At 36.5% G+C, this 25,702-nt stretch carries 26 protein-coding genes and 1 tRNA gene; 11 read left to right on the top strand and 16 right to left on the bottom strand.

Features of this window, described 5'->3' with window-relative positions; translation table 11 throughout:
* Positions 1 to 41: 41 nt before the first annotated feature.
* Both J0L69_15705 and J0L69_15700 read right to left on the bottom strand, forming a co-directional pair.
* On the bottom strand, positions 42 to 1,061 hold the full coding sequence (locus J0L69_15705; protein MBN8694639.1) for a T9SS type A sorting domain-containing protein: 1,020 nt from the start codon (positions 1,059 to 1,061) through the stop codon (positions 42 to 44).
* Between the two features lie 87 nt (positions 1,062 to 1,148).
* A complete protein-coding gene (locus tag J0L69_15700; GenBank protein MBN8694638.1) occupies positions 1,149 to 1,772 on the bottom strand; it encodes a threonylcarbamoyl-AMP synthase in 624 nt (207 codons plus the stop codon).
* A 105-nt stretch (positions 1,773 to 1,877) separates the two neighbouring features.
* On the opposite strand from J0L69_15700, the gene J0L69_15695 reads away from it, so the two are divergent.
* The 3 genes from J0L69_15695 (at position 1,878) to J0L69_15685 (ending at position 5,010) form a co-directional block, all read left to right on the top strand.
* Entirely contained in the window at positions 1,878 to 3,164 is a 1,287-nt protein-coding gene (locus tag J0L69_15695; GenBank protein MBN8694637.1) for a T9SS type A sorting domain-containing protein, read from the top strand.
* A gap of 89 nt (positions 3,165 to 3,253) precedes the next feature.
* On the top strand, positions 3,254 to 4,561 hold the full coding sequence (locus tag J0L69_15690) for an aminotransferase class V-fold PLP-dependent enzyme (GenBank protein ID MBN8694636.1): 1,308 nt from the start codon (positions 3,254 to 3,256) through the stop codon (positions 4,559 to 4,561).
* Positions 4,561 to 5,010 (top strand): RidA family protein, encoded by a 450-nt coding sequence (locus J0L69_15685; GenBank protein MBN8694635.1) that lies wholly within the window; start codon positions 4,561 to 4,563, stop codon positions 5,008 to 5,010. Before J0L69_15690 ends, J0L69_15685 begins: the two co-directional genes overlap by 1 nt.
* Here the strand turns inward: J0L69_15685 and J0L69_15680 are convergent, their stop codons facing one another.
* A complete protein-coding gene (locus J0L69_15680) occupies positions 5,011 to 6,765 on the bottom strand; it encodes an ABC transporter ATP-binding protein (protein ID MBN8694634.1) in 1,755 nt (584 codons plus the stop codon).
* Positions 6,746 to 7,522, bottom strand: a complete 777-nt coding sequence (gene truA, locus J0L69_15675) for a tRNA pseudouridine(38-40) synthase TruA (GenBank protein ID MBN8694633.1) — start codon at positions 7,520 to 7,522, stop codon at positions 6,746 to 6,748. Before truA ends, J0L69_15680 begins: the two co-directional genes overlap by 20 nt.
* A gap of 48 nt (positions 7,523 to 7,570) precedes the next feature.
* Between truA and rlmD the strand changes: the two genes are divergently transcribed.
* Complete coding sequence (rlmD, locus tag J0L69_15670; GenBank protein MBN8694632.1) at positions 7,571 to 8,977, top strand: 23S rRNA (uracil(1939)-C(5))-methyltransferase RlmD; 1,407 nt, start codon at positions 7,571 to 7,573, stop codon at positions 8,975 to 8,977.
* Positions 8,978 to 9,021: 44 nt separating this feature from the next.
* Positions 9,022 to 9,606 carry a tRNA-(ms[2]io[6]A)-hydroxylase gene (locus tag J0L69_15665; protein MBN8694631.1) on the top strand — a complete coding sequence of 195 codons (585 nt, stop codon included), beginning with the start codon at positions 9,022 to 9,024 and terminating at the stop codon, positions 9,604 to 9,606.
* Positions 9,607 to 9,941: 335 nt separating this feature from the next.
* Here the strand turns inward: J0L69_15665 and J0L69_15660 are convergent, their stop codons facing one another.
* From J0L69_15660 to J0L69_15635, 6 genes are all read right to left on the bottom strand, one after another.
* Positions 9,942 to 10,598 (bottom strand): SCO family protein, encoded by a 657-nt coding sequence (locus J0L69_15660; GenBank protein MBN8694630.1) that lies wholly within the window; start codon positions 10,596 to 10,598, stop codon positions 9,942 to 9,944.
* On the bottom strand, positions 10,582 to 11,250 hold the full coding sequence (locus J0L69_15655; protein ID MBN8694629.1) for a hypothetical protein: 669 nt from the start codon (positions 11,248 to 11,250) through the stop codon (positions 10,582 to 10,584). Before J0L69_15655 ends, J0L69_15660 begins: the two co-directional genes overlap by 17 nt.
* A gap of 81 nt (positions 11,251 to 11,331) precedes the next feature.
* A complete protein-coding gene (locus tag J0L69_15650) occupies positions 11,332 to 12,369 on the bottom strand; it encodes a T9SS type A sorting domain-containing protein (protein MBN8694628.1) in 1,038 nt (345 codons plus the stop codon).
* A gap of 48 nt (positions 12,370 to 12,417) precedes the next feature.
* On the bottom strand, positions 12,418 to 13,428 hold the full coding sequence (locus J0L69_15645) for a T9SS type A sorting domain-containing protein (protein MBN8694627.1): 1,011 nt from the start codon (positions 13,426 to 13,428) through the stop codon (positions 12,418 to 12,420).
* Positions 13,429 to 13,520: 92 nt separating this feature from the next.
* Complete coding sequence (locus J0L69_15640) at positions 13,521 to 14,750, bottom strand: MFS transporter (GenBank protein ID MBN8694626.1); 1,230 nt, start codon at positions 14,748 to 14,750, stop codon at positions 13,521 to 13,523.
* A gap of 58 nt (positions 14,751 to 14,808) precedes the next feature.
* A complete protein-coding gene (locus J0L69_15635) occupies positions 14,809 to 15,324 on the bottom strand; it encodes a DUF1905 domain-containing protein (protein MBN8694625.1) in 516 nt (171 codons plus the stop codon).
* A gap of 68 nt (positions 15,325 to 15,392) precedes the next feature.
* On the opposite strand from J0L69_15635, the gene J0L69_15630 reads away from it, so the two are divergent.
* The 4 genes from J0L69_15630 (at position 15,393) to J0L69_15615 (ending at position 18,763) form a co-directional block, all read left to right on the top strand.
* The gene (locus J0L69_15630; GenBank protein ID MBN8694624.1) at positions 15,393 to 15,662 is read left to right on the top strand and encodes a zinc ribbon domain-containing protein; all 270 of its coding nucleotides are present in this window, start codon (positions 15,393 to 15,395) and stop codon (positions 15,660 to 15,662) included.
* A 129-nt stretch (positions 15,663 to 15,791) separates the two neighbouring features.
* Positions 15,792 to 15,865 (top strand) — tRNA-Pro (locus J0L69_15625).
* A 285-nt stretch (positions 15,866 to 16,150) separates the two neighbouring features.
* A complete protein-coding gene (locus tag J0L69_15620) occupies positions 16,151 to 17,413 on the top strand; it encodes a site-specific integrase (protein ID MBN8694623.1) in 1,263 nt (420 codons plus the stop codon).
* A 216-nt stretch (positions 17,414 to 17,629) separates the two neighbouring features.
* Positions 17,630 to 18,763, top strand: a complete 1,134-nt coding sequence (locus tag J0L69_15615; protein MBN8694622.1) for a hypothetical protein — start codon at positions 17,630 to 17,632, stop codon at positions 18,761 to 18,763.
* A 98-nt stretch (positions 18,764 to 18,861) separates the two neighbouring features.
* Here J0L69_15615 and J0L69_15610 read toward each other — a convergent pair whose 3' ends face one another.
* Positions 18,862 to 20,313 (bottom strand): T9SS type A sorting domain-containing protein, encoded by a 1,452-nt coding sequence (locus J0L69_15610; GenBank protein MBN8694621.1) that lies wholly within the window; start codon positions 20,311 to 20,313, stop codon positions 18,862 to 18,864.
* Positions 20,314 to 20,531: 218 nt separating this feature from the next.
* Between J0L69_15610 and J0L69_15605 the strand changes: the two genes are divergently transcribed.
* Positions 20,532 to 21,575: an alpha/beta hydrolase gene (locus J0L69_15605; GenBank protein ID MBN8694620.1), complete on the top strand. Its 1,044-nt coding sequence runs from the start codon at positions 20,532 to 20,534 to the stop codon at positions 21,573 to 21,575.
* 7 nt (positions 21,576 to 21,582) lie between these two features.
* Here J0L69_15605 and J0L69_15600 read toward each other — a convergent pair whose 3' ends face one another.
* Positions 21,583 to 21,684, bottom strand: a complete 102-nt coding sequence (locus tag J0L69_15600; GenBank protein ID MBN8694619.1) for an LPXTG cell wall anchor domain-containing protein — start codon at positions 21,682 to 21,684, stop codon at positions 21,583 to 21,585.
* Positions 21,685 to 21,907: 223 nt separating this feature from the next.
* Between J0L69_15600 and J0L69_15595 the strand changes: the two genes are divergently transcribed.
* Positions 21,908 to 22,426, top strand: coding sequence for a DUF4199 domain-containing protein (locus J0L69_15595; GenBank protein MBN8694618.1), 519 nt, complete (start codon positions 21,908 to 21,910; stop codon positions 22,424 to 22,426).
* Between the two features lie 17 nt (positions 22,427 to 22,443).
* Here the strand turns inward: J0L69_15595 and J0L69_15590 are convergent, their stop codons facing one another.
* The 4 genes from J0L69_15590 to J0L69_15575 form a co-directional block, all read right to left on the bottom strand.
* Positions 22,444 to 23,166, bottom strand: coding sequence for a hypothetical protein (locus J0L69_15590; protein MBN8694617.1), 723 nt, complete (start codon positions 23,164 to 23,166; stop codon positions 22,444 to 22,446).
* Positions 23,167 to 23,495: 329 nt separating this feature from the next.
* Positions 23,496 to 23,816 carry a hypothetical protein gene (locus J0L69_15585; GenBank protein MBN8694616.1) on the bottom strand — a complete coding sequence of 107 codons (321 nt, stop codon included), beginning with the start codon at positions 23,814 to 23,816 and terminating at the stop codon, positions 23,496 to 23,498.
* Between the two features lies 1 nt (position 23,817).
* On the bottom strand, positions 23,818 to 25,233 hold the full coding sequence (locus tag J0L69_15580; GenBank protein MBN8694615.1) for a beta-lactamase family protein: 1,416 nt from the start codon (positions 25,231 to 25,233) through the stop codon (positions 23,818 to 23,820).
* A gap of 119 nt (positions 25,234 to 25,352) precedes the next feature.
* On the bottom strand, positions 25,353 to 25,682 hold the full coding sequence (locus tag J0L69_15575; GenBank protein MBN8694614.1) for a hypothetical protein: 330 nt from the start codon (positions 25,680 to 25,682) through the stop codon (positions 25,353 to 25,355).
* Positions 25,683 to 25,702: the final 20 nt, after the last annotated feature.

The raw sequence follows: 25,702 nt of genomic DNA, 5'->3' as shown, positions 1-25,702 counted from the left end.
CGCGGAGATGATGAGATTTATTTGTGAGGTATTGTACTCATTCAACTCTTTATAAACTTTATCGCTTTTATTATAAGCCCCTTCTTAACCACTTCTATAAAGTATGTTCCATTACTCAGACTTGAAATTTCAATATTTTGAGTATTGTAAGTGGTGAATACTATCTCCCCAAGAATATTTTTAATGTTAAGCGTGTATTCTTCATGATTGTCCAAGCCCTTTATGTTTATTTGAGAGTTTGCAGGGTTAGGAAATACATAAATCCTCTGGTTTTCTAAATCATTTTCCTCAATTCGAATTGTTGTATAATCAGGACATGAAATTGGTACCTGGCATAAAGTGATACTATTGAGTGTTCCTGTGTTGAGATCAAAACTTCCTGAGTTAAAGCTTGTCAGATCACAAATATCCATATAATAAATACTACCGGAATTAATGCTTTGCTCTTGAATTATTATTTTAGAATATTTTGGACTGCTTAATGATGTAACGGTAACATAACCTTTATTATGAAATAGTGAATCCACGTAAATTGTGCAGCCATTAAAGAGACGTGATGAAGAATCCAATAGGAATTGATTTTTGCACCGTATCATATACTCATTCCTTATTCGGGTATCTGTAACATTTAGTTTTCTATTAATAAATAAATGACCAATATTAAAGTAATACCATGATTTATTCATTTCAAGATAATCTGTTTTGTGAAGAACCCAATTATCGATGTTTCCGTCTACACCAATGTAGGTGTACATAGCGTCAATAATGTGGTAGTTATGAATATCACCAATAGTATCAACAAGGATAGAATCAGATTTTATATTTCCGAAATTTTCAAGCTTGCCATTAAAACCCAACCAATTTCCTTTTAATTTAATTTTAGAGTTTGTAATGTTGCCGCAGTTCACAACTCTGGAATTTATGACATATAAATTGCCAATCAGGTTTGCGGTTGAATCGATTAGAACAGTATCTCCGTTCGTTACATAAATATCTGTTGCAATATTACCACTTAGGGTATACGTGTATTTGCCTGAGGCACATTGGCTTTTTGAGTCCAATGAATATATAAGCCATAATAAGAGTAAAATACGCCTAATGGATGTTTGCATTCATCATTAACGTAAAGGTGAAGTGTTTATTGTTTGTTAATCCAACACGTCCAAACTTCCCAAGCCTTCGCGTATCACTTCAATTTCGGGTTTTGAGCAGTCTATAACGGTCGACGCATAGATGTTTCCGTGTCCGCCATCAATAACCATATCTACCATATCGCCATATTGTTGATGTATCATTTCAGGGTCGGAAAAATATTCGAGTATATCATCGGTGGTATCCACGAGGCTGGTAGAAATTATCGGATTACCTAAGGTATTGATGATTTCCCGACAAATAATATTATCCGGTACACGAATGCCAACGGTTTTTCGTTCTTGTTTAATCATTTTTGGCACATTGCTATTCGCTTCCAAAATAAAGGTGTAAGGTCCGGGCAATGCCTTCTTCATGATTCGAAAAATGTGGTTTGGAATTGGCTTACTGAATTCCGATAAATGGCTTAAATCACTGCAAACAAATGCGAATTTTGATTTTTCAGGTTTAATGTTTTTGAGTTTGCAAATTCTTTCAAGTGCTTTGTTTTGTGTTATATCACAACCTAAAGCGTATACTGTATCGGTAGGATAAATGATGATACCTCCGTTTTTTAAACACGTGGCAATTTGAGAAAGTGTTTTAGAATCGGGGTGTTCATTGTTCAGGCGAATAAGCATGGTTGAAAAAGTATTTTAACTTTTGGTGTTAATATCATTGATAAATATCATAAAATAGTAGGTACAATCCGATTAACTTTGTATTAAATTCTTAACATCTATACCATGAAAAAAATCTACAAAAGTAATTTAATGCTGGCGGCAATTGTTGCCATCGGAATGAGTAATGCGGCAAATGCGCAATGCACCGCGCCGCCAACACCAACCATTAGCGGTAATTCAATTTGTACCGGTGATTCGGCTGTATTAATGGCGACGGAGCCTTCTTCAGTGCTTACAGGTTGGTACCAATTTCCATATGGCGGAAATGCCATTGCAACAGGTTCGGTATACACAACACCAACCTTAACTGCAAATACTGTTTATTATACCGCGCAATTATCTCCAACAGGAACAGCTTCTTTAGCTTTACCAAATCAAACCTCTACATTCTCAGGAAATGTTCGTGGTTATTGGTTTACGGCTCCTTCTGATTTTGTTATAACCGGTGTTCGCGTTCCAACAGATGCTAGCTCAGGTAACTCTAATATTGCTATTGTAAAGTTACCTACAACTCCTCCTTTGTATTCAGCCACAACAAATACCTTTGATGTATTGTATTTAACGCAGAATAACACATCAGGAACCGGCACCATTTCTGTAAATATTCCGGTTTATACCGGCGATATTATCGGAGTATTAGGGAATAGAAATGACGTAAACTCTTATGCATCTCCGGCGCCATTTAATACTACATTAGGCACATACTCTGTAACTTTAACTCGTTTAGGCATGCAGTTTAATTTATCAACTACGGCGCCTCAACAATTATGGATGGAAGCAAGCGGAAGTATTTCACGCGTGGAATTATATACAACACTTGGTTGTTTAAATTCTATCACTGCAACAACTGTTTCAGTTAACAGCGCACCAACAGTTTCTGCATCAACCAGTGCTTCTTTAATTTGTACAGGTAATTCAGCAACATTAACAGCTAACGGTGCAACAACTTATAGCTGGAGCAGTGGTTCTACTTCAGCTACAGCTGTAGTTAGTCCAACTACAACTACAACCTATACAGTTGTTGGATACAATGGTGGTTGCGAAAGCACACCTGTTTTTGTAGTTCAAAACGTTTCAGCTTGTACAGGTATCGATAATATGTACACTAATTACAATGGCGTAGATGTTTATCCAAATCCTGCTGTTGCTGCAATCAACATTTCAGTTACCGACTTAAATAATACTCCGGTAGTTGAAATTATGGATGCTTTAGGAAAACAAGTGGCCATCATCGAAATTAAATCGAATACCACTTCAATAGATTTACAAGATGCTAAAGCCGGTGTTTATTACTATAAAGTATATAACGCTAATGAAACTTTACGTATCGGTAAATTTGTAAAGCAATAAATCATTCGTTTATTTAGAAGGCCCTAAGAGTAATCTTGGGGCTTTTTTATTGTACTTTTTTTGATACCTTTATTACTAAAATTCATCTCATGAACCGTCGCGATTTTTTTCTTAAAAGTGCAGGTGCTACAGCCGGACTCACCTTCCTGTCAGCAATCGATAAAGTATATGCCGCCGAATTGGAGAATCAGGTGAACCGCATTGAAGGTTTATCGGCCTGTGATGCCGCTGCCGACGAAGATTTTTGGGGATGGGTACGAGAAAGCTACACGGTTTCTCCAAATATCATTAATTTAAATAACGGTGGTGTAAGTCCGCAACCCAAAGTGGTACAAGACGCGCATATTCGCTTCTATCAATACAGTAATGAGGCGCCTTCTTATTATATGTGGCGCATCTTGGACCAAGGCCGAGAAGGTTTACGCGAAAAACTCGCTGAACTCTGTGGTGTTTCCATGGAGGAAATCGCTATCAATCGTAACGCTACCGAAGGTTTGAATACAATAATTTTTGGCTTGAATTTAAAGGCTGGCGACGAAGTAGTTTTAAGTAAATACGATTACCCAAACATGATGAACGCCTGGAAACAGCGTGAAAAGCGGGATGGTGTAAAATTAGTTTGGATAGATATTCCTCAACCATGTGAGGATGATAAACAAATTATTAAGCTGTATGAGGATGCTATTACATCTAAAACAAAAATCGTACACATTACGCACTTAATTAACTGGACCGGCAATATCGTTCCGGTAAAAGCCATTGCTGATATGGCGCATAAAAAAGGCTGTGAAGTGATTGTAGATGCGGCGCATTCGTTCGGACACATCAATTTTAAAATCGAAGACACCGGCGCTGATTATTTTGCTACTTCTTTACATAAATGGTTGTGCGCGCCCTTTGGAAGCGGATTGATGTATATTAAGAAAGATAAAATTAAAAACATCTGGGCTTTGCTTTCGGCAGGAGAACCTGACGGAGATGATATTCGCAAATTTGAAGTATTGGGAACTCGTTCCTTTGCATCGGAAATGGCTATAGGTACTGCGGTTGATTTTCATAATGTAATTGGCGCGAAACGTAAAGAAGAAAGATTACGTTATTTAAAAAATTACTGGTACAATAAAGTGAAGGATTTGCCGAATGCTAAATTCTGGACCTCACGCAAAGATCAATATTCTTGTGCTATTGGTGTGATTGGATTTGAAGGCTGGAAGGCAAATCAGGTGGAAGCAAAGTTAATGGAGAAACATAAAATTCATTCCGTCTCGATGATCTACGAAAAAATTGATGGTATTCGCGTAACACCGAATGTGTATACTTCCATCCGTGATCTGGATGTATTAGTGAAAGGCTTGAATGAAATTTCTAAAATGGAACCGCCTAAAGATTCTAAGTAATGATTCGTTTAATTTTTGTTTTGGCGGCTTTAGCTCTAGGTGTGTTTGCTTATTTTTTTGATGGCAATGAAACAGAGCATGAGGTAATCTTCACCGCTTCGGCACCCATGCCTATTGGTCCGTATAGCCAGGGCATAAAGGTGGGAAATACTTTATATGTATCCGGACAAATAGGAATGGATACCAACGGAAAATTAGATTCGGCAAGTATACAAGCAGAAGTGATGCAAGCTTTGAAAAATGTGGAAGCCATTGTGAAAATGGCAGGCATGGAAATGAAGCATGTAGTGAAATCTACTTTGTTTGTTAAAGACCTAAGTCATTTCGCGAAGATTAATGAAGTGTACGGTTTGTTTTTTCCGATTGATCCACCGGCCCGCGAGACGGTTCAGATAAGCGCATTACCGAAAAACGCACACTTTGAAATTTCGGTGGTGGCGGTGAAGTAATTAAATTACTTCTTCAAACTGCATCTCGTACAATTTTTTGAAAAGCCCGTCTTTTGAAAGTAATTCTTGTTGTGTTCCTTGCTCTGCAATTTCTCCTTTCTCAAATACCATGATTTTGTTGGCATTTTTTATGGTGGCTAAACGGTGCGCAATGATAATCGATGTTCTTCCTTTGCTTATTTTGTCCAAGGCTAATTGCAACAATTGCTCGGTATGCGTATCAATGGTTGAGGTGGCTTCATCCAAAATAAATATTTTCGGATTGTAAACATAAGCGCGAATAAACGCGATTAATTGTCTTTGTCCTGCCGATAAAGTAATTCCTCTTTCTTTTACTACATAATCATAGCCTCCCGGCAAGGTTAAAATAAAATCATGTAAACCGATTTTCTTGGAGGCTTCAATCACTTCTTCACGCGTAATGCTGTCGTTATGCAAGGTAATGTTGTTCACGATGCTGTCGTTAAACAAATGCACGTCCTGCAATACAACACCGGTATTTTTACGCAATTCTTCTAAGCTGTAATCTTTAATGTTTGTTCCGTCTAAACAAATCTCACCTTTATTTATTTCGTAAAAACGGCTTAATAGATTTATAACGGTCGACTTACCTGCACCCGTGGCGCCCACCATGGCTACTGTTTCTCCCGCTTTAATATTGAACGAAACATTTTTTAACACATAGTGCTCGTTGTTATAGGCAAACCAAACATTTTTGAATTCAATATCTCCTCTTACATTCGCTAAATCTTTGCTGCCTTTATCTTCAATAATTTCATTGGTGTCTAATACCTTAAACACACGGTCGGCCGCAACAATTCCCATTTGCAAAGTGTTTAAACGATCAGCGAGCATGCGGATAGGACGGAATAGCATATTCACCATCATCACAAAGAATGTAATGTCGCCCAATCCTAAGTTCATCGAATTGTTTTTTACACCGATGTACCAGAGCAATAAGGCAATCGCAATGGCGGATAATATTTCTACTACAGGGAAAAAGATAGAGTAATACCAAATGGAACGTATGTTGGCTTTGCGGTGCTTGTCGTTAATTTCAATGAACTTTTCGTATTCCTGTTCCTCCCGGTTAAATAATTGAACAATACGCATGCCGGTAATGTGTTCCTGTGTAAACGTATTTAAAGCAGCAACGGCATTTCTTACTTCGGTAAATGTTTTCTTTACGCCATTCTTAAATAAGTTGGTCGCAATCATTAAAAGCGGAATGGTGCTTAGTACAATTAATGTAAGCACCCAATTTTTATAAAGCATTACACTCACAAATGTGATAAGCATTAAAATATCGCCGCTAATAACAATAAAGCCTGAGGAAAATACCTCACTTAAACTTTCAATATCCGAAATGGCGCGTGTAACCAAAGTACCCACCGGCGTATTATCAAAATAAGAGTTTTTTAATTTGAGAATGTGGTTGTACACCTGATTGCGCAAATCCTTTACAATATTTTGCCCTAGATAATTGGTAACATAAATATTCGCGAATTGCATCACTGCTTCAAATACTAACGCGCCAAAAATTAAAAATCCTATGGTATTTAATGCCGAAAGATTCTGTGTATCGCCTACAAATTGATTGAGCGCCTTATTAATTAATAAAGGTCGCACCACGGCAAAACCGGATAGTACCAATGTAATAACCAAAGCCGCAATGAAATGTTTCTTATACGGATTCGTATAAGAAAGTAATCTCTTTAAGAGGCTTAAGTTTAATTTATTTTTTTGCTCGCTCAAGGAAAATGTTTTTTGGATATTGAATATCGGTTAAAAATAAAGCGTGTGCCGGAGCCGACATGCCGGCTTCTGTTCTGTTTTTTTGTTGAATGATTTTTCGGAATTCATCCAATGTAATTTTATTTCTTCCCACTTGCATGAGTGTTCCTACAATTGCTCTTACCATGTTGCGTAAAAAGCGATCGGCGGTAATAACAAAACACCATTCATTCTCGTCGAGTTGCACCCACTGTGCTTCCGAAACATAACAGATATTGGTTTTGGTTTGGGTATTCACTTTACTAAAACTGGTAAAATCTTCAGTCTCTAACAAAATATCCGCAGCCATATTCATGAGTTCAAAATCAATATGTCCGTATTGGTACCAACTCAAATTTTCTATAAATGGATTTTTATGTTTATGTAAATAATAATGATACGTTCTTTCGGTAGCATCAAAGCGGGCATGCGCTTCTTCTTGTACAGGAAGTATATCAAAAATGCTGATGTCATTGGGTAAAACTGTATTTAGCTTATAAACCCAATGTTCTATTTGTTCTTCAAAACCAGGAGCCGAATAATCGAAATGCGCGTAATAATTGCGGGCATGTACACCGGTATCCGTTCTTCCGCAGCCCACCACTTCAATTTTATCTTTGAGAAGCATGGTTAGTTTTTCTTCCAGAACCTGTTGTATGGTATTCGGTGTATTATGCTGCGTTTGCCATCCGTTATAGCGGGTGCCATTATAAGCAAGCTGAAGAAAATAACGCGGCATCTCTGTCTGATTTCGTTTAATTATTAATACCTTTGTGCCTCACAAATTATGGGCAAAGTTAGCAAGAATATTGTTTTAAATGATGTAGAAATTATTGATACTTCCGCGGAAGGTAAATCGGTAGCCAAACACGAGGGAATGGTGATTTTTTGCGACGGCGGTGTGCCCGGCGATATTGTGGATTTAAACATTTACCGCAAAAAAAGTAAAATGGCGGAAGCAAAGGTGATTGCGATTAAGAAACCTTCGCCCAACCGTATTGAGCCTGTGTGTAAGCATTTTGGCGTTTGCGGAGGTTGTAAATGGCAGGCCATGAGTTACGAATCGCAATTAACATTTAAGCAAAAATTTGTGAGCGATGCTTTAGTGAGAATTGGGAAATTAGATATTCCTGAAATCACGCCTATTTTCGGAAACCACGAAGCTTACTTCTACAGAAATAAACTGGAATTTTCGTTTAGCAATAAAAAGTGGCTAACGGATGATCAGATTAAAAGCGGCGAAGAAATCAGTAATCGTGATGCTTTGGGTTTTCACATTCCGGGACGTTTTGATAAAGTTTTGGATGTAGATAAATGTTTTTTACAGCCCGATCCTTCCAATGATATTCGTAATGCCGTGCGAGATTATGCGCACAAAAATAATCTTACTTTTTATGATATCAGAGATAAAGGCGGTTTTTTACGCACTTTAATGATTCGTATAACAGGAATCGGTGAAGTGATGGTATTGGTAGGCGTGTATGAATGGTTGGAGAAAGAGCTTTTCGCTTTGCTGGAATTTCTCAAGAATCAATTCCCTCAAATAACATCTTTACAGTACACACATTCACATAAAGCGAATGATAGTTTTGAAGGCTTAGAGATAAAAACATATGCGGGCCGTGATTTTATTTACGAAGAAATGGAGGGATTGAAGTTTAAAATCAGTGCCAAGTCATTTTACCAAACCAATTCTAAACAAGCGTACAATTTATACAAGTTTACCCGCGATTTTGCAGGTTTATCAGGTAATGAATTAGTGTATGATTTATATACAGGTACAGGAACCATTGCCAATTTTGTGGCGCGCCATTGCAAGAAAGTAGTAGGGGTGGAGTACGTTGAAGATGCAGTGAAGGATGCGCGCACCAACTCTAAGGAGAACGGTATCACAAATACCTATTTTGTGGCCGGTGATATGAAGAATATTTTAACGGATGCTTTTATTGCAGAACAAGGAAAACCGGATGTTATCATCACAGATCCTCCGCGTGCAGGTATGCATGAGGATGTAGTAAAAGTTATATTGAATGCAGCGCCTGAGAAAATAGTTTATGTAAGTTGCAATCCTGCCACACAAGCGCGCGATTTAGCCTTGATGCAGCACATGTATAAAGTGGTGAAGGTTCAACCGGTGGATATGTTCCCTCAAACAGCGCACGTAGAAAATGTTGTTTTGTTAGTTAAAATCTAATCTCGAAATCAAGGAATCATTAACATGTAACTAGAAATAGAATCATGCTTGGATTAAAATTAGAAACCGATCATCGCTGGATAAAATTAGTAGAGAGTAATATCAGTGAAATTCTCACCGATCATGCCTGGTGCGAACAAAAGGCAGCGAGCAATGCCATTTCTATTGTTGTAGGTTGGCCGGAGCATACGGATTTAGTGGATACCATGCTGAGTATTTCAAAGGAGGAACTCACGCATTTTGAAATGGTGCATGAAAAAATTAAGCAACGCGGATTTAAATTGGGAATGGAACGAAAAGATGATTACGTGAATGATTTGTATAAGTTCATGCGCAAGGGTTATAAACGCGATATCGTTCTCATTGATCGTTTGTTGTTTGCGGCTATGGTGGAGGCAAGAAGTTGTGAGCGTTTCCGGATTTTGTCGGAACAAATTAATGACGAAGATTTAAGAAGTTTTTACCGCGAATTGATGATTAGTGAAGCGAATCATTATACCACATTTTTAGGTTTCGCCCGCCAATACGGAAATGCGGTGGAAGACGTAAACAAACGTTGGCAACAATGGTTGGATTATGAAGCGGAAGTGATTCGTAATTACAGCAAAAAAGAAACCATGCATGGTTAGTAGCCACTAATCACACGAATAACCACTAATTAATAATCTGCGAAAGTCTGCGTACTCTGCGGGAAGTAAAAAACACCACGGAGAAACGGAGAACACGGAGGTTGTTTGGTTAAAGAAGTAAGCGATAAACGCTGATGTACAATCTGCGAAAATCTGCGCTTTCAGCGGGAAGTAAAAATCACCACGGAGAAACAGAGAACACGGAGGTTGTTTGGTTAAAGAAGTAAGCGATAAATGCTGATGTACAATCTGCGAAAATCTGCGCTTTCAGCGGGAAGTAAAAATCACCACGGGAAAGGCAGAAGTGGTTCATGAAGCGAATTACTTTGGTAAAATTAGTGCGATTCGTGGCTGTCTTCCGTTTTCAGAATTTTAATATCAGCAATTAATTTATTTACCTGCACACTGTCGGTACCGTCATACATACCGCGAATACGTTTTTGTTTGTCGATTAGTAAAAATAATTCGCTGTGTAAAAATCCTTCCGGTGTTCCATCATCTTCCAAAGCATTCACTAAATAATCGTGACGCGCTAAGTCATAAATTGTTTTTTTACTGCCGGTTAAAAAATGCCATTTTCCGGGAATCGCCTGGTATTTTCCCGCGTAGGCAAATAAAACTTCAGCGGTATCATGTCCGGGATTAACAGTATGAGATAAAATCAAAAAATCTTTATCATCCTTAAATTCATTTTGAACGCGGATTAATTGCGTACTCATTTGCGGACAAATACTCTGACAGGTTGCGAAGAAAAAATCCGCCACATAAATCTTATTGTTGGTTATCTTTTCGCTGATGCTGTCTTTATTTTGATTAATGAGTGTGAACTCGCCGACAGTATGGTAAATCGTATCCCGGCTGTTTTGTCCGCCGTGTTTCTTTTCTCCGAAAACAGGTAAAAGTAGATGCGCTTGTTCCGGTGTTTCTTTGGTTTCGGTACAGGCAGTAAATAAAACAATCAATGCTAAAAAGTAATTAATGCGATGCTTCATTTTTAATTTCATTTTCCTGAATCATTAATTTTTTCTCTTCTTTAATACGAAGGTGTTTGTATTCCGCTAATAAGCGTTTAACTTCCGCGGAATATCTTCCGTCGTAATAGCCTCTAATGTTTCTTTTTTTATCTAATAACACAATAAAACTATAATCAATATAGATTGGTTTTTCTTTAAAGAAGGTTACGTTTAAACTGTCATAAGATTTCACATTCCAAAAGCATTGTTCCACGTTTGGTAATTGAATTTTTAAACTATCGCGTAAATTAAAGGTTGGCGTCGCGATGGTATCGATGGTTTTCGGATAGATAATTAAAAAAGGAATTTTATCAATGTCCTCACGTTTATGCATGGTATAATCCAGTAAACCTTCCAGTCTGTAATTTTCATTTACATAACGCTCACGAATAAATGTAACGGCAATAATCGGATACTGTACTGTGTCGTACAGTTTAGTATTTATTCCGTTTGAAGAAACTGTAGGAAAAGAAAGAGTTCCTAAAGAATAATAATCGGTATCGTGTCCGTTAAACTGTTTAGGACCGTAATGAGGTAACTTTTTTGAATTGATGGTGCTTGTTTCTAAAATAACCCAAAACACAGAAGGGAACAAAACGATGAGCAGGAGCAACCACTTTTTATTTTTCATAATGCGTGTAAAGGTACAACAGCAGGGGCAAATAAAAAACCCCAATCTTGCGGATTGGGGTTTAAATTAAACTTTAACAGTTTATTTGATAATTAACTTCTTGGTGTGTGAGTTCTCACCAATTGAAGTTTTAATATGATACATGCCTGCAGGTAAATCAGCAGTATTTAATGCATGTTTTACTTCGATAGCAGTACCTAAGTCAACAGATTTAACAGTTTGACCTATTGCATTGATTACTTCAATAGAAACATTTTCAGAATTTGCATTAGTTAAATCGATGTTTACTAAATCAGTTGCCGGATTTGGATACACATTGTAGTTAAGTGCATCGATGTTTACATCATTAATTCCGGTTAATACTGCATTATTGATGCGAATGTTTGCAGAAGTTGTAACACTTGGACCGCTAATGGAGTTAATTGTTTGTCTCTCGTAATTCACTTCAATTAAAGGGAATTTTTGCGTATTATGGTAATAGCTGTAGCTTGTTCCTACAACATCTACTGTAAATGCTAAAGGAGCAGTACCTAAAACCATATTTAATCGGTTTACAGTACTTACTTGTAAACAGTTACTGAATACCAAGCTTCCCGGTAAAGTAACGGTACCTGAACCTGGTGCAGTAGTTGTGATAGTTCCGGTAGCAGGACCAGTTAAGGTGCTTAACGACCCACTTCCTGCATAAGCATCTGTATTATTGTATCCAAAAGCAACAGGCCAAACTGCAGCAATAGCAGAGTTAGTAAAAGTAACAGCGTTACCTGCACCATCAGCAAATCCTAATAATTCATAATTTGAAGTAGTAGCACGCCAGTAGGTGTATTGTCCGCTTCCGTCATCTTCAACAATAGTTGCAGTTGGGAATAAGGCAGCACTTGGTGTAGAAGCAACAGTAGTAAATGTTGTTACTTCAGTTACGGTGTTGGTTGTTAAAGTAGAGAAGTTCCAGTTTTGTCCTGCACCAGTAGCTTTAGGAATAACACCGGTTGAGTCATAACCTTTTTGAGTGTTAACGTTTCCGATAGTAGGCTCGTTAAAAGCTTTAGTTAAAGTTAACTGTGCATTAGCTGTTATTGCGAATGCACCTGCTAAAATAGATAAGTAGATTTTTTTCATGTGTATTTTGGTTTTTAGTTGTTTTTGATTTGAAAAATTAATCAAGGATTAATCCTTGATTAATTTTTTTACGGATGATTTATTTTCAGAAAGAGTTTTGACAAAGTAAACGCCACTGCTCAAGTCAGAGATATTGATGTTGTCATTCTTACTCTCGATGTTTACAGTCTTTACTACTTGTCCGAATTGATTAATGATCTCAACTTTGGCACTATTGGAATTGTTTAAATGAATAGTGATATTATTAGAAGCCGGGTTCGGATAGATCACTAATGAGTTATCTAAATTGTATTCATTAATTCCTGCGTAAATATTATTGTTTACATCAATTGTAGTTGTAACTTGGTTACCAGCTAATGAATTAAGTCTTGATATAGTAACTGTTAATAATGGAAATTTTTGACTGGCATCATAGTACTGGTAATTAGTAATGTTTAAAGTTGCAGTAATTGGAATCGGAAGTAACGTGCCGGGAATGGTTGCGTTTATGTTCATATATGACACCAATTGTAAAACATTATTATACGTTCTTCCCGGTAGTAAAAGTGTACCGGTTCCCGGAGCAGTAACTACAGCGTTTCCTGAGAAAGTACCATTGCCGAAAGATGATGAAAGAGTACCTGCAATGGGGTCGTTGTTGGCGTAGTTGTAAGTGATTGGCCAGTTTGCAACAACACCTGTATTTGTGTATGTTAAAACTACACTCGATGCTGCCATGCCAAGCATTTCAAATGTTGTAGCGGTAGATTTATAAAAACGCGGACTGGTACCATCAGTTTGTGCAATGGTTGCAGTTGGATGCGCAGTTCCTCCCGGTACGGATGATGGAGTTGTATAGGTATTCGCAACGGCCGCTGCAGTACCTGTAGTTAATGTGCTGAAATCCCAAACTTGTCCTGGCCCGGAATTGTTTGGAATAGCATTAACTGTATCCATGGCTTGGCGATTATCAACATCACCGATTACAGGTTCATTTGCAGCTTTAGTTAAAGTTATTTGAGCCTTAACAGCTGTGTTAATTAAAAGAACCCCAAAAATTAACGTGTAGATTTTTTTCATGTAATAAATTTAAGTTTAACAAAAATAAAAAAAATCCTGAATGAAGGATGGAAAATCGGATGTCTTAACAAATAAAAGGGGGTGGCTCAGACTTAAGCCTGTTTTCTTTGAATAAAGCTATTAATGTTATTCATCATAATGAGTGTGATGATCATACTCACGATCACTACATAACCTAAAACATTGTAGTTTTCTATGGCTTTTCCTTCGGTTTGCACTACAATCATTCCCGCAACGGCAGAGGCAACGCCTCCCGAAATTTGCTGTATCGATGAATTAACGCTCATAAATGCGCCTCTGTCTTGTGGCTCCGGAACCGCGGTCATGAGTGCTTGCGCCGGCACAACTCTGGATAAAACACCTGCAAATAATAAAATGTTTAGCAGTAAAACCAACCAAAATGGAGTAATTCCTAAGTTACAGTAAATGGATACAACAATCATGGTGAGTACAGAGCCTCCAAAAAAGACACTTATCTTACTGGTTTTATCACTCAATTTTCCGGCTAAAGGACCAACAGCCATTGAAAACAATCCGGTGAACATATATAGCATAGGAAGATCGTCTATTTTTAATCCGAGATTGTTTACACTAAATGCGCTGGCGAATGGCATTAGCATAAAACCTCCTGTTGCCAACAATACTGTAGCGCCAAAGGCTTTGATGTAACCGCCATTTGTAAAAATTTTTGTGAGATGTTGGAAGGCTGTTGTGTTTGATTTTGTTTCGAGATGTGCGTTAATGGGTTTCATTTTTATCAAAATCACTAAAGCTACAAGAATGCTTAATCCAACAATAATGATGAAGGGTGAATGCCAGCCGAGTTTATTAGCAAAGTATAACCCAACAGGAATACCTAACACCTGACTTCCTGCAAACGACATTTGTACAAAGCCCATCACGCGGCCTCTTTGTTGCATCACAAATAAGTCGGTAATAATCGCAAATCCTATAGAGGAAATTACGCCACCAAACAAGCCGGTTACAATACGCGCCATTAATAAAAATTCGTAATTGGGAGCAATGCCACATAAAAATGTGCCAATGATAAATCCCGTATAAAAAAACAATAATAATTTTTTGCGATCGAATTTATCGGCAAAGCCTGCAGCTAATAATCCGGAAGCACCTGCGCTAAAAGCATAAGCCGAAACAACCAAGCCAAATTGTTGTGTGTTGATGTTTAATTTCTCGAGCAATAAAGCTCCGAGAGGAGAAAGAACCATAAAATCTAATACAACTGTAAATTGCATGATTGCCAAAATAGCGACCATGAATTTTTGATAAGGCGTGAAATTAAAATTGGGAGCGTTTTCAGACATAAAAGCGCAAAGTTAACTTTTGCAGAGATACGTCAGGCAAAATTAACAGAATTAGGCTTTAGTCATTTTGCTTTTGCGACTTATAATAACGGATCATTTCAGGATAATTCATTTTCATTTTAAAACCGTTAATGCTTTGAGCTATACGTTTAGCTTTGGTGGCTTCTGTTTTCGCACTTTCAATCCATTTGCTGTAATAGTTTTGGTGCGATTTAGGTAATTTATCGAAGAATGCTTTAGCTTCTTTTTCTTCTTTTAAACAATCCAAAAAATCGGATGAAATTTTTAATTCTTCTTTATCTTCTTCTATTTGTACGGTAATTTTTTCGCCTTTTATTTTTTTCAATCCCTTACGCATATCGGCATTGATAGCCATGATATAATCTCCTTCGCCCATTGGAACAAGACTCACGCTTTTAATAGGGAATGTGTCTAACTTACCTTTTACACGAAACGATTTTTTTGTATCAGGTTTGATTTTATTGGCAATTTCTGATGGAATGTCAATATAGGTCCAACCAGTCTTCTCTCCTTTTTTGCCAAATTTTTCGAGTATTGCCGTAAATTTTACCATCTGTTTAAAAAAGTATAATTTATTAAGAAGAATTAGATTTAAATTTAAACAAACTAATAATATTAAGTATGGAAAAAGAATATAAAATGTGTCAGAGTTGCAGTATGCCACTAAATAAAGATCCTAAGGGTGGAGGTTCCAATGCTGACGGAACTAAAAGTAAAATGTATTGCAGTTACTGTTATGAAAACGGAAAATTTTTACAGCCTGATGTTTCCGCTCAGGAAATGCAAGCGTTTGTAAAAGCTAAGTTGAAGGAAAAAGGTGGCTTTTTAGGATTGTTTGCGGGATTTTTCACTGCCGGAATTCCCAATTTAGAGCGTTGGAAGAATAAATAATGCCTGTTTTTTCAAAGCGAACTACCTGCAAAACCTCTATTTCCTGATAATTACATAAAGAATTGGTATTTTTTTTTGACATTATTAAAAAATGCTATATTTGCACTCTCAAATTTTTTTTGAGGAGTTCGGGGTGTAGCGTAGCCCGGTATCGCGCCTCGTTTGGGACGAGGAGGTCGTCAGTTCGAATCTGGCCACCCCGACACACGCCGAATCATAATGATTCGGTACCGGAAAGAAGCCCGCAGAATCAATGGTTCTGCGGGTTTTTCTTTTTTTCCGCATCATATCAAACCTATCCGCATCATCTCCAATCGATACCTTTTCGGTGACCTTTTCAAAAAATACCTTAGAGGTCCCAAAATCAATGAAACTATCTGATAACAAGGATTTTCATTCATTTTAAACTTGTTTAATACGCTTTAAAAAACTGGTGATTCCGAGCAAATCCGGGACCTCCACTCTTTAAAAACTTAAACAAAAACTATATGAAAACAGGTAACTCTTTTGGTGTATTATTCTACTTGAAAAAACATAAGGAGGTGGATGGCTGCGCTCCGTTAGTTGTAAGAATTTCAGTCGATGGAATTCGCGCTGAAATTTCTTTGAAGCAAAGAATTCAAGTGGAAAAATGGAATAAGCATAAGGAAATGATTATGCTTAATGATCAATCTTCAAAAGACCTCAACATGTACATTAATCAGCTCCGAGCGCGAATATTTGAAATCTACCGAGGTATGCAACTCAATCAAACTTTGATCACAGCAGAAGCCGTAAAAAACGCTTTTCTGGGCAAAGATGATAAAGAGCACACCCTACTTAAAATCATCCAGTATCATAACGATAATATGAAAGATACTCTTGCCTGGGGTACTGCAAAAAACTATTACACTACGCAGAAATATGTAAAGGAGTTCCTGTCAGTAAAGCTAAAAACAAGTGATATTTATTTACGCCAACTCAATTATAAATTCCTTACCGATTTTGAGATGTTTCTTCGTAATCATGTTCCCGGTGAAAATCAAAGACCTTGTTCCAATAATACTGTAATGAAACACATTGAGCGTTTTCGCAAGATTGTTACAATGGCAATAAAAAACGAATGGTTGAAACAAGATCCGTTTATCAAATTCAAACCAACATTCATTCGTAAGGATCGCGGGTTCTTAACAGAGGAAGAATTGTTCGCAATTGAAAACAAAGAAATTGAAAATGAAAGCCTACGCGCAGTAAGAGATATGTTTATTTTCTCATGTTACACAGGTCTAGCATTTGCTGATGCTTACAATTTGAAACAAGAACATCTCAATAAAGGTATCGATGGCAGGTTGTGGATTACAATTCACCGTCAGAAAACTGATGTAAAATCACAAATTCCTCTTTTGCCAAAGGCGGTTGAAATTGTAAACTCCTACAAAGAACATCCGAAAGTAAAACAGTTCGGAACCCTCTTACCAATGCTCACTAATCAGCGTTTCAATTCTTACTTGAAAGAAATTGCAGTAATCGCTGGAGTAAATAAAAATCTTACTCATCATTTAGCGCGTCACACTTTCGCTACTACAGTTTGTATTCAAAATGGGATCACTTTCGATGCACTTAAAGGAATGTTAGGTCACGCCTCAATTCGTACAACTCAGATCTACGGCAAAGTATTACCAAAGCGTATTAGTATGGAAATGGATATACTCTTTAATAAATTTGATAAAGAAAAATCTTCTGCTGGCGAATTTGTTCGGGAAGCTCAATAGATTCATTGATGCCTGTTTTTCGATAACGAATCAAAGCTGTTTTAACAACCGGAAAGGAATTGGACATTGGTTTTGACCCTATTTCTAGTGTGATAACTCTGTTTTTTGATTAAGGACGTTCATCACTTTAATCTAGAGTGCTCGTTTAATTGAATTATCTTGGTTATTGAAAAACCTGTTCTCAATATATAGTCGATCAAATGTAGTCTGTCATTCATGATTCAAAAAATAAAATTATATGTGTTCAGAGTTCTCAAGTTTTTTGCTCTTGCTTTTTTAATCTTTGTCATTTCGCTGTTTATAGAGCATAACTTCTCAACTGAGTTACCAAAACCAACAGGCGTATTTCCGGTTGGTCGTTCTGAACTTAGAATTAAGAGTAATAAGTACCAGTATGCCATCATTAGAGAGTCATTTGCATGGGTTTGGTACCCGTCTTCCATATCTTCTGTACCAAATGCTAGTTATTTACCTGCAAACTGGATGAATGCTTTAAATCAGCACAAATTCTTTCTGTCAAATCTCATAAATCGCGATTTATCAAAAGTTCACCCTCATAGTTTATCTTCTTCTCCCATTTCTGATGTAAAAGAAAAATATCCCATTATCCTTTTTAGAGGTGGCTTGGCAACTTTGGCTCCGGAGTATTCCACTTTATGTGAAAACTGGGCAAGCCATGGGTACATTGTCGTGGGAATTGATGCTCCGCTTTTAAGTAGATTATACATATATGAAAATGACAGCGTAGTCAAAAGGCCAAATAGGAATAATCCGGAAGTGTATACGGAAACTTTAGAGCTTTATCATACCTTGATCCCAAGATTAGTTAACGAATGGACTTCTGTTTCTTCTATAACTCTTGATTATCTTGATAGTTTAAGCAAAAAGAGCAGTATCCATGAATGGTCTGGTCGTATGGATTTAAACAAAGTTGCAATGATAGGTCATTCTCTGGGCGGAGCTGTAGCTTTACAGTTTTGTCAGAATGACTCTCGCTGTAAAACCGCTATTAATATCGATGGTCTTCTAACTCCATCAATAGTAAACAACGGCTTGTCAAAACCGACGATGTTTATTTTCTCTGAGCATTCCAAAAGTGATGACACTAATCCTTTGAACATTAAAATAAGATCAGATATTCAGTTTATTCAAAGTCATTCAAACGATTCTTTACTTTTTATTACAGAATATCCTACTGCAAACCATTACAATTTTAGTGACGGTGCGCTTACCAAGAGCCATCTTTTAATGTCTTTACTACGTTTATTTGGAGTTGTCAAGGAATCTCCGAATGAACAACTGAGTAAAACCGCTACGATTACAAATCAGTTTTTGGATAAGAATCTCTAGTTGACTTGAACCTTTAACTGTTTCGGAACTACTCTTCTAATATTCACTAATTTGTTAAATTAAACTTGATTCCCTCTATATACCCACAAGTCCAAAGCCTACTCTTTCAAAAACGACTGCACCACATTCAACTCCTTGTGTCGTACAAAATGAATTCCGCTTTGTAAGCCGCTAATATCAATCGTATTTGTATTCATCATAGATTTTTCAAGAATAAGTTTTCCCTGCGCATCAAATATCTGAACACTCTTGTTTTCTGAATTATCAATTTCAATATAATTAGCGGCAGGATTAGGAAAGATCCTTAGTTTAGCCTTAGCACTAATTTCTTTTATATTGGTTGCAATACTGCATGAGTTACTGTATTTTTCAATTCTCCATTCATTATCACCAAACGAAATATATTTCATGCCCGCTACATAAACTCCACTACCATCAACAATAGTTGCAAAAGCTTTATCATCATTAGGACTTGGATCTGAGGTTACGCTACAAGTAAGGGCTCCGGTATAGAGATCTCGCTTTTCAACTCTCCATTCAGCGTTACCGGGAGTATTGTCAATCCCGGCAGCATAAATTCCACTTGTATCTATGGTCATCCCGTTTATTTCATCTAAACCACTGCTAATATTACTTATAATCACTCCACCTGATCCAAAACTATTTATTGGAAGACCTGATGAAAGATTTCGTTTTTCTATTCGCCATTGTGAATCTCCTGATACATTTATGTCATAACCCCCAATGTATATTCCTGAACTGTCACAAACAACAGATTTAGCAACATCATCCAATGAGCTTGGATTAACTGTATGGGTCCAAATTTGCGATCCGGTAATCAAATTTCTTTTTTCTATCCTCCATTGTGCGTTTCCTGCTAAATAATCAGCGCCTGCAACATACAAGCCTGACGAATCGAGTGTAATAGAGTAAGGCGTGTCGCCTAACGGGCTTATATCCCATGTATGTCCCCATATAAGTGAACCTGTGGTCAAGTCTCTTTTTTCAACGCGCCACGCCCAATTTAAAAATGAGATTCCAACTGTTCCAACAATATAAACTCCACTTGTGTCTACCGCAATAGCATTTGATCCATCCGGATTTATGCTTGGGTTACTAATCTGAAACCATATAATCCCACCGGTATTCAAATCTCTTTTTTGTATGTGCCACTTCGAATCGCATCCGAAACATTGATTTTCTATTCCGGTAACATAAATTGCATTTTGGTCATGTGTAATTCCTTTTGCAAAATCATCACTGGAGGTAGGATTAGTAAATACAACACCACCTGTTCCAAAAGTTGGAATATAGTTACCAGTTGTCAAGTCTCTTTTTTCTATTCTCCAATTGCTGTTCGATGCAGAATAGTCAAAGCCGGCAACAAATATGGCATTACTATTACTTGTAATTGCCGTTGCTTCATCATCAGATGCAGTTGGGTCAACACTTTGACTCCAAATTGGCGCAAGCTGGCCTGACAAATTAATAGGTGAAATAATTGCCCCAACTAATAGGGCAAAAAAACGAAAAATAGATTTAGCTTTCATGTAATGATTAATTTAAATAATTAATTTCAGTGCAATTATTCAGCGTTACCAAGAATTGGTCAAGTTACAACGCTTTACTTTTATACATTAAAGTTAGACTCTTATTCCTCTGAATAAATTATTTTGTGACAAAGTCATTTCGTCATACAGTTAAGCTTTCAATTCTTCTACTCCTTAACTTTATAGTTCAATCAAAATCAATGACACATTCATCTCTATTGGTCTCTGTATTTCTTTTTATTGCCACTAATCTCTTTTCACAAACTAATCCATCTTATCAAGATCCAACTCTTAATAATCTGGTTCATCCAAAAGGGTATAAAAGCTGTAAAATCGGTGAGCTAGGTTCTGTAAAAAAATATGGTAAAGGTAAAAAGCCTATGATAATAGTCGCCGGCATGGGTTTCAGTGATAATGAATACAGCGGAATCATTAGCAATTATAAAAAAGAGTTCACGGTCTATTTCGTTACACCTGCCGGTTTCGGAAAAACTAAAGCGCCTAACATGCCGGATACTTCTGTGAAGTATGCTTCTATGGCTTGGACTTACGGAATTGTTGATGGTATCTTGAAACTCATTTCAAAAGAAAAACTCAATAAGCCCGTCGTTATCGCTCATTTTATAAATGCAACACACGTAGCGCTAAAACTTGCATCGGACTATCCTGATAAAATAAGCAAAATTGTCATCTTATCGGGATCACCGTATAGGTATTATGCGATGCCTAAAAACAAGTCTCAAACAGAATATGATTGGGAAAAGGAGTATAAAATGTCTGCCAAGCAGCGTTCTATGATAACCGAAACTTTTATGGCTCCAAAGTGGTTTAAAACTGTAACAGAGAAAACATGGGATTCGTTTATGTGGACAGCAAATGATTATTGTAAGGATAGCCTCACCGGAAATCAATTATTTAAAAGCATTGCAAATATTCCAATGCAGATCCTTATTCGGTATATGATCGAATGGGGAGCATATGATGACGCGAACATATATCAAAATATTAAGGTTCCTACGCTGATATTAATACCTGATTTTAAAGGTATCCTTGATGCAGATCCAAAAGACACAATTTCTTGTAATAGAGCTTCTGCTAAGCAGTATCTTAAATATTATTTCCAGTTTCCATGGGAAAAGGCCAAGTCTTCCGGTAACTCATTAATACAAACAAACACTGTTCCTGATACCCGGCTATTCATGTGGTACGATCGACCCAAGGAAGTATATCAAATTATGAGTGATTTCCTAACTAGGGAATAATATCTAATTACCGCGACTCCTTATCCTTCGATTTCTTCCTTCGGTTTACAACAAACCATCCTCCAAGAACAACTACAACAAATACTCCGGCAAAAATTGCTATATTCATAATCTTAATATTAGGTTAATTTACTTCACTTTATTTGGACTGTTTTAAAGTCCTTGATTCAAATTTATTAAACGAGAATCCATTAAGCTAAAAGGTGTCTATAATAATGATCGCTTTGTGACGAATTCCCTTTGTCATAATAGTGAAATTGACTGAAGCATATTTAATACCTTCAATAATAATTTAACGTTTAATTTCACTCTAAACTCTTGCGATAATTGACATGAAAATATTTCTAAAATTTGGTTTGATTCAAGCTGCTATATACATTACTTGGTCTTTGGTGATCTACATAACAGGTCTTGATACGACTTATATTCATATCGGATACATAAGTGACTATCTTGTATTACTTATTCCGATTATTGTCACCTATAAGGGCCTCAAGGCAGATGCATTAAGTCTACCTCAAAGTTACACTTTACTTAACGGATTGAAAACCGGATTACTTCTTAATCTTGTTTGCTATTCAATCTATATGCCATTCCTGATTGTATATCATACTTTCATTAACCCTGAGTGGTTAGATTACGTTTTAAAATTAACTGAAACAAAACTCTTAGAAAGAAATGTTGCTCCGGAGGCCATCAAAGTAAGTCTGGAAACAATTTCCAAACAAAGTACAATAAGCAATCACATTATCTCCGGTTTGATATTTGGTGTTATACTAATTGGTGGATTGATTTCAGTTATCTCAACCTTAATAATACGCCGCAAACTCAAACAGAAACAAATCAGTTAATTTACCTGATATGATTATTATTTGCCGCTCTCAGAGGCAATTCGATTATTGATTTCTGCAATAAAAGAATCAGGCTCATCAACACTAAGTAAAATTTTATTTGTGACTTTCTTAATGCCATAGTACCCGGTAACTACAACAGGTTCTTTCAAGATCAAAATGCAATCAGGATTTCCTACTAGAACACAATTTAATCCTCCAACCTTTATTTTCTCCGTTTTCGATGATTCCTTAACTATACTATCCACATTGCTAATATTAATTTCCGCATTCCATCTTAAGCCCACCCTTAAATAAAAGGTATTACTCTCAGTTATTGATAAAGGCCTCCGAATGATTGCAATGAAATCACCTAGAAGAAACAGAATCCCGTAAGCGCTAAGTATGAATGCGATTACAACTACGATCATTCCAAATCTCCATAACAATAGATGAACCGAGAATAACTCTATCAGCATCACAAATCCTATCACACCCATCACCACCTTGTACGAATTATTCTTGTACCCTGTAAAAGTTACATCACCTGGAGTAACTTCATCCCTTATCTTCCAAAAGAAGAGACTGTATCTTAAACTCTGCACTTCACTTTGAATAATCGATGTTGCAATACTGTTACCAAATAGTTTTTGAAATGTTTGTGTAAGGCTCCATACAAAATCATTTCTTTGCAACGCAAATTCAGCATACGTCTTCCGTATGCTTCTAATTTTAACAATGCCGTAAATAAGGAGAGTCAATTCCGTAACGAAAAGCAAGTACTTTAATTTGTCAAGGTAAAATTGATCTTTATCAGGAAGTATAATGGTTGCAATCCCGAGGCATGCGATAAATATCACAAGGGTAGTAACTGACGGTGCTCTTAATTTTTTAGCGGCAATTAAGTAATAAATTAACGGGATAATCAATCCAATATCTATGGTTAGAAATAGTGATAGAAGTTTTGAATGAGTTGTGTAATGTTCCGATTGAACTACTAACCAACTACACAATAGGATAATTGCTACAGTAAATAGCAGAATAAATAGCCAAATATTGGCTCCCTTAACTATTGCAGACTTGGCGGCTATCATGCAACATTTATTCTTGATTTCAAATTAAGCACAATTCCTATAGTACAGATTACTTTAATTAGCAAAGGTGTCACATCAGATTGCCATATAAAACTGAGCCCTAACAAAACAGCGCAAAAAAAGATAAAGTGCAATATTTCCTTCTTTGGTATTAATTTAAATGTGATCAAGAGCAAAGCAAACCACTCAATAATTTTAATCTCAAGAGGATGTTTGAATACATTGTATATATCCAAAGCAAATACAATCATCACAAAAAGACCTATGTAAATGAATGTTTTCTTTACACTCTTAAACTGTTCATTAATCTCTTTCATATTATTTCATTAAATGCTTTATTATTCCAAACCCAACCCGATCACAACTCATTCCACTGTTACTAAGTACAACAACACCAAACCCCAATTCTTTTATAAATCCGCATACACTACTAAACCCGGCGGTTCTTCCGTTATGCCAGATAAACTGCGCGGTGTCCTTGCCGGGAGAGATAACCCAAGCCATTCCTTGAGCATGCTGCCCTTGATTATAAATCTTCTTATGTGAAAGTGAAGCCGCTTTGTTATCAGATTTTAAGTTCGTCTCAACATATTTTGCCATGTCTTGAATATTCGATTTTATTCCTCCTGCACCCGCAATTGACTTCCAATTCCAATATTCTGCCTCCAATCCTGTGTCTGCCGTATAACCAATCGCCATCTCTTCTGATCCTTTAGCTATAAGCGAAGTGTTGTTCATTCGGTTAGGTTTCGTAATATACTTTTCAAATAATGATTCCAGTGGTAATTTGTAAACTTTCTCAAGTATGTTAGCTAAAAGTGCAAAACCTACATTTGAGTATTCATATTTCGATCCAGGAATTGTATCAAGTTTAATAGTCTTTAAGTATGCGAATAGCATTTCACTAGTGTAATTCTTATACGGATCAGTAGCTTTAAATCCTACTTGATTCTCAACATCCATTGGAACAGAAGGTAACAACGAAGTATGAGTACATAGATGCTTTATTCTTATAGGTTCATTTTTGTAACTAAGATTACTGTAGTCATTACCAATATATTTTCTTATATCATCTTCTAATTTAATTTTCCCTTCCAAAACTGCATTAGCAAGCATAATTCCAGTGAATGTTTTTGTAATAGATCCTATTTCATATATAGTCGTGAGTGCAGGCAGCCTCTTGGTCTTCTTATCTGTTTCTCCATAGTTATAATATCTGATCTTACCTCTATGTAGTACAGCAATACTCATACCACTGGTATTTGCTTCTCTAAGGTAATCCAATACAATAGAATCAATTTTTACATCCAGTACATCTGCCTTTTTATTATCACTCTTTATTTCCTCTATATTTCTTTTAGGAGTTTCAGCTTGGTCAGGCGGCAACCATTGCACACTCTCAATACCATTTTCACTTACTCTTAACAAAAGAATTAGTTTCCCATTCTCAAAATTGGCTATATAAGCATCTCCATCTTTATTGCTGGATTTCCTTTCAATACTATTCAATTTACCATAAGCAGCTTTAATGCTGTTCTTATAAAATTCATGGTGTATTTCTTTAGGAAATTCCTTTTGAAAATTACTTGCAAGTAGAAAATATAATGAATCGAGATCGTTATCGTTATAATGTTTTATGATAAGATTCACATGTGAATTAGCACTTTGTTGCGCGTTTCCATTATATATCAAAAACGATAAAAGTATAAGGCAATTAATTTTAAGTGTTTTCATATCTACAAAATTAGTTCAATGATTTTCTTTAAACCGGCATTATTACACAAACGGTTTATATATTTTACAGGTTAACCCTATTAAGGCTATCTGGTTACTTCATCTTTTCAGTTAATATTTTATTCGTTCCTGAAAATATCCTTATCCCATTTCCGATAATCGTAGTACTTAGACTTTGGCTCACCGGTCCATCCATTAATTCCCTTTCTTGGAAGCATTATCATATGAATATAAAGAGCAGGAAGCATAGCAATAAATAAGAAACCCATTGCCATAACTCTTCCAAAAAGGCACGAAATTCCAACAACTAGCCCTAGAAATAATAAATACTTGGCAAGCTTTTTTGCTCTTGGTGTTCTTTCTTCAAAATGCCCGAATAAAATTTGTCCCAAAGCTATTACAATACTTACAATAGCTATCTCAAACCAAAGCGAATCAACATTCCACATAATCAATTATTATATTAAGT

The organism is Bacteroidota bacterium, from assembly GCA_017303905.1.
Taxonomy (GTDB): domain Bacteria; phylum Bacteroidota; class Bacteroidia; order B-17B0; family Aurantibacillaceae; genus JAHEYG01.
The sequence above is the reverse complement of the archived record's forward strand: the minus strand, read 5'-3'. Positions and strand labels throughout refer to the sequence as shown.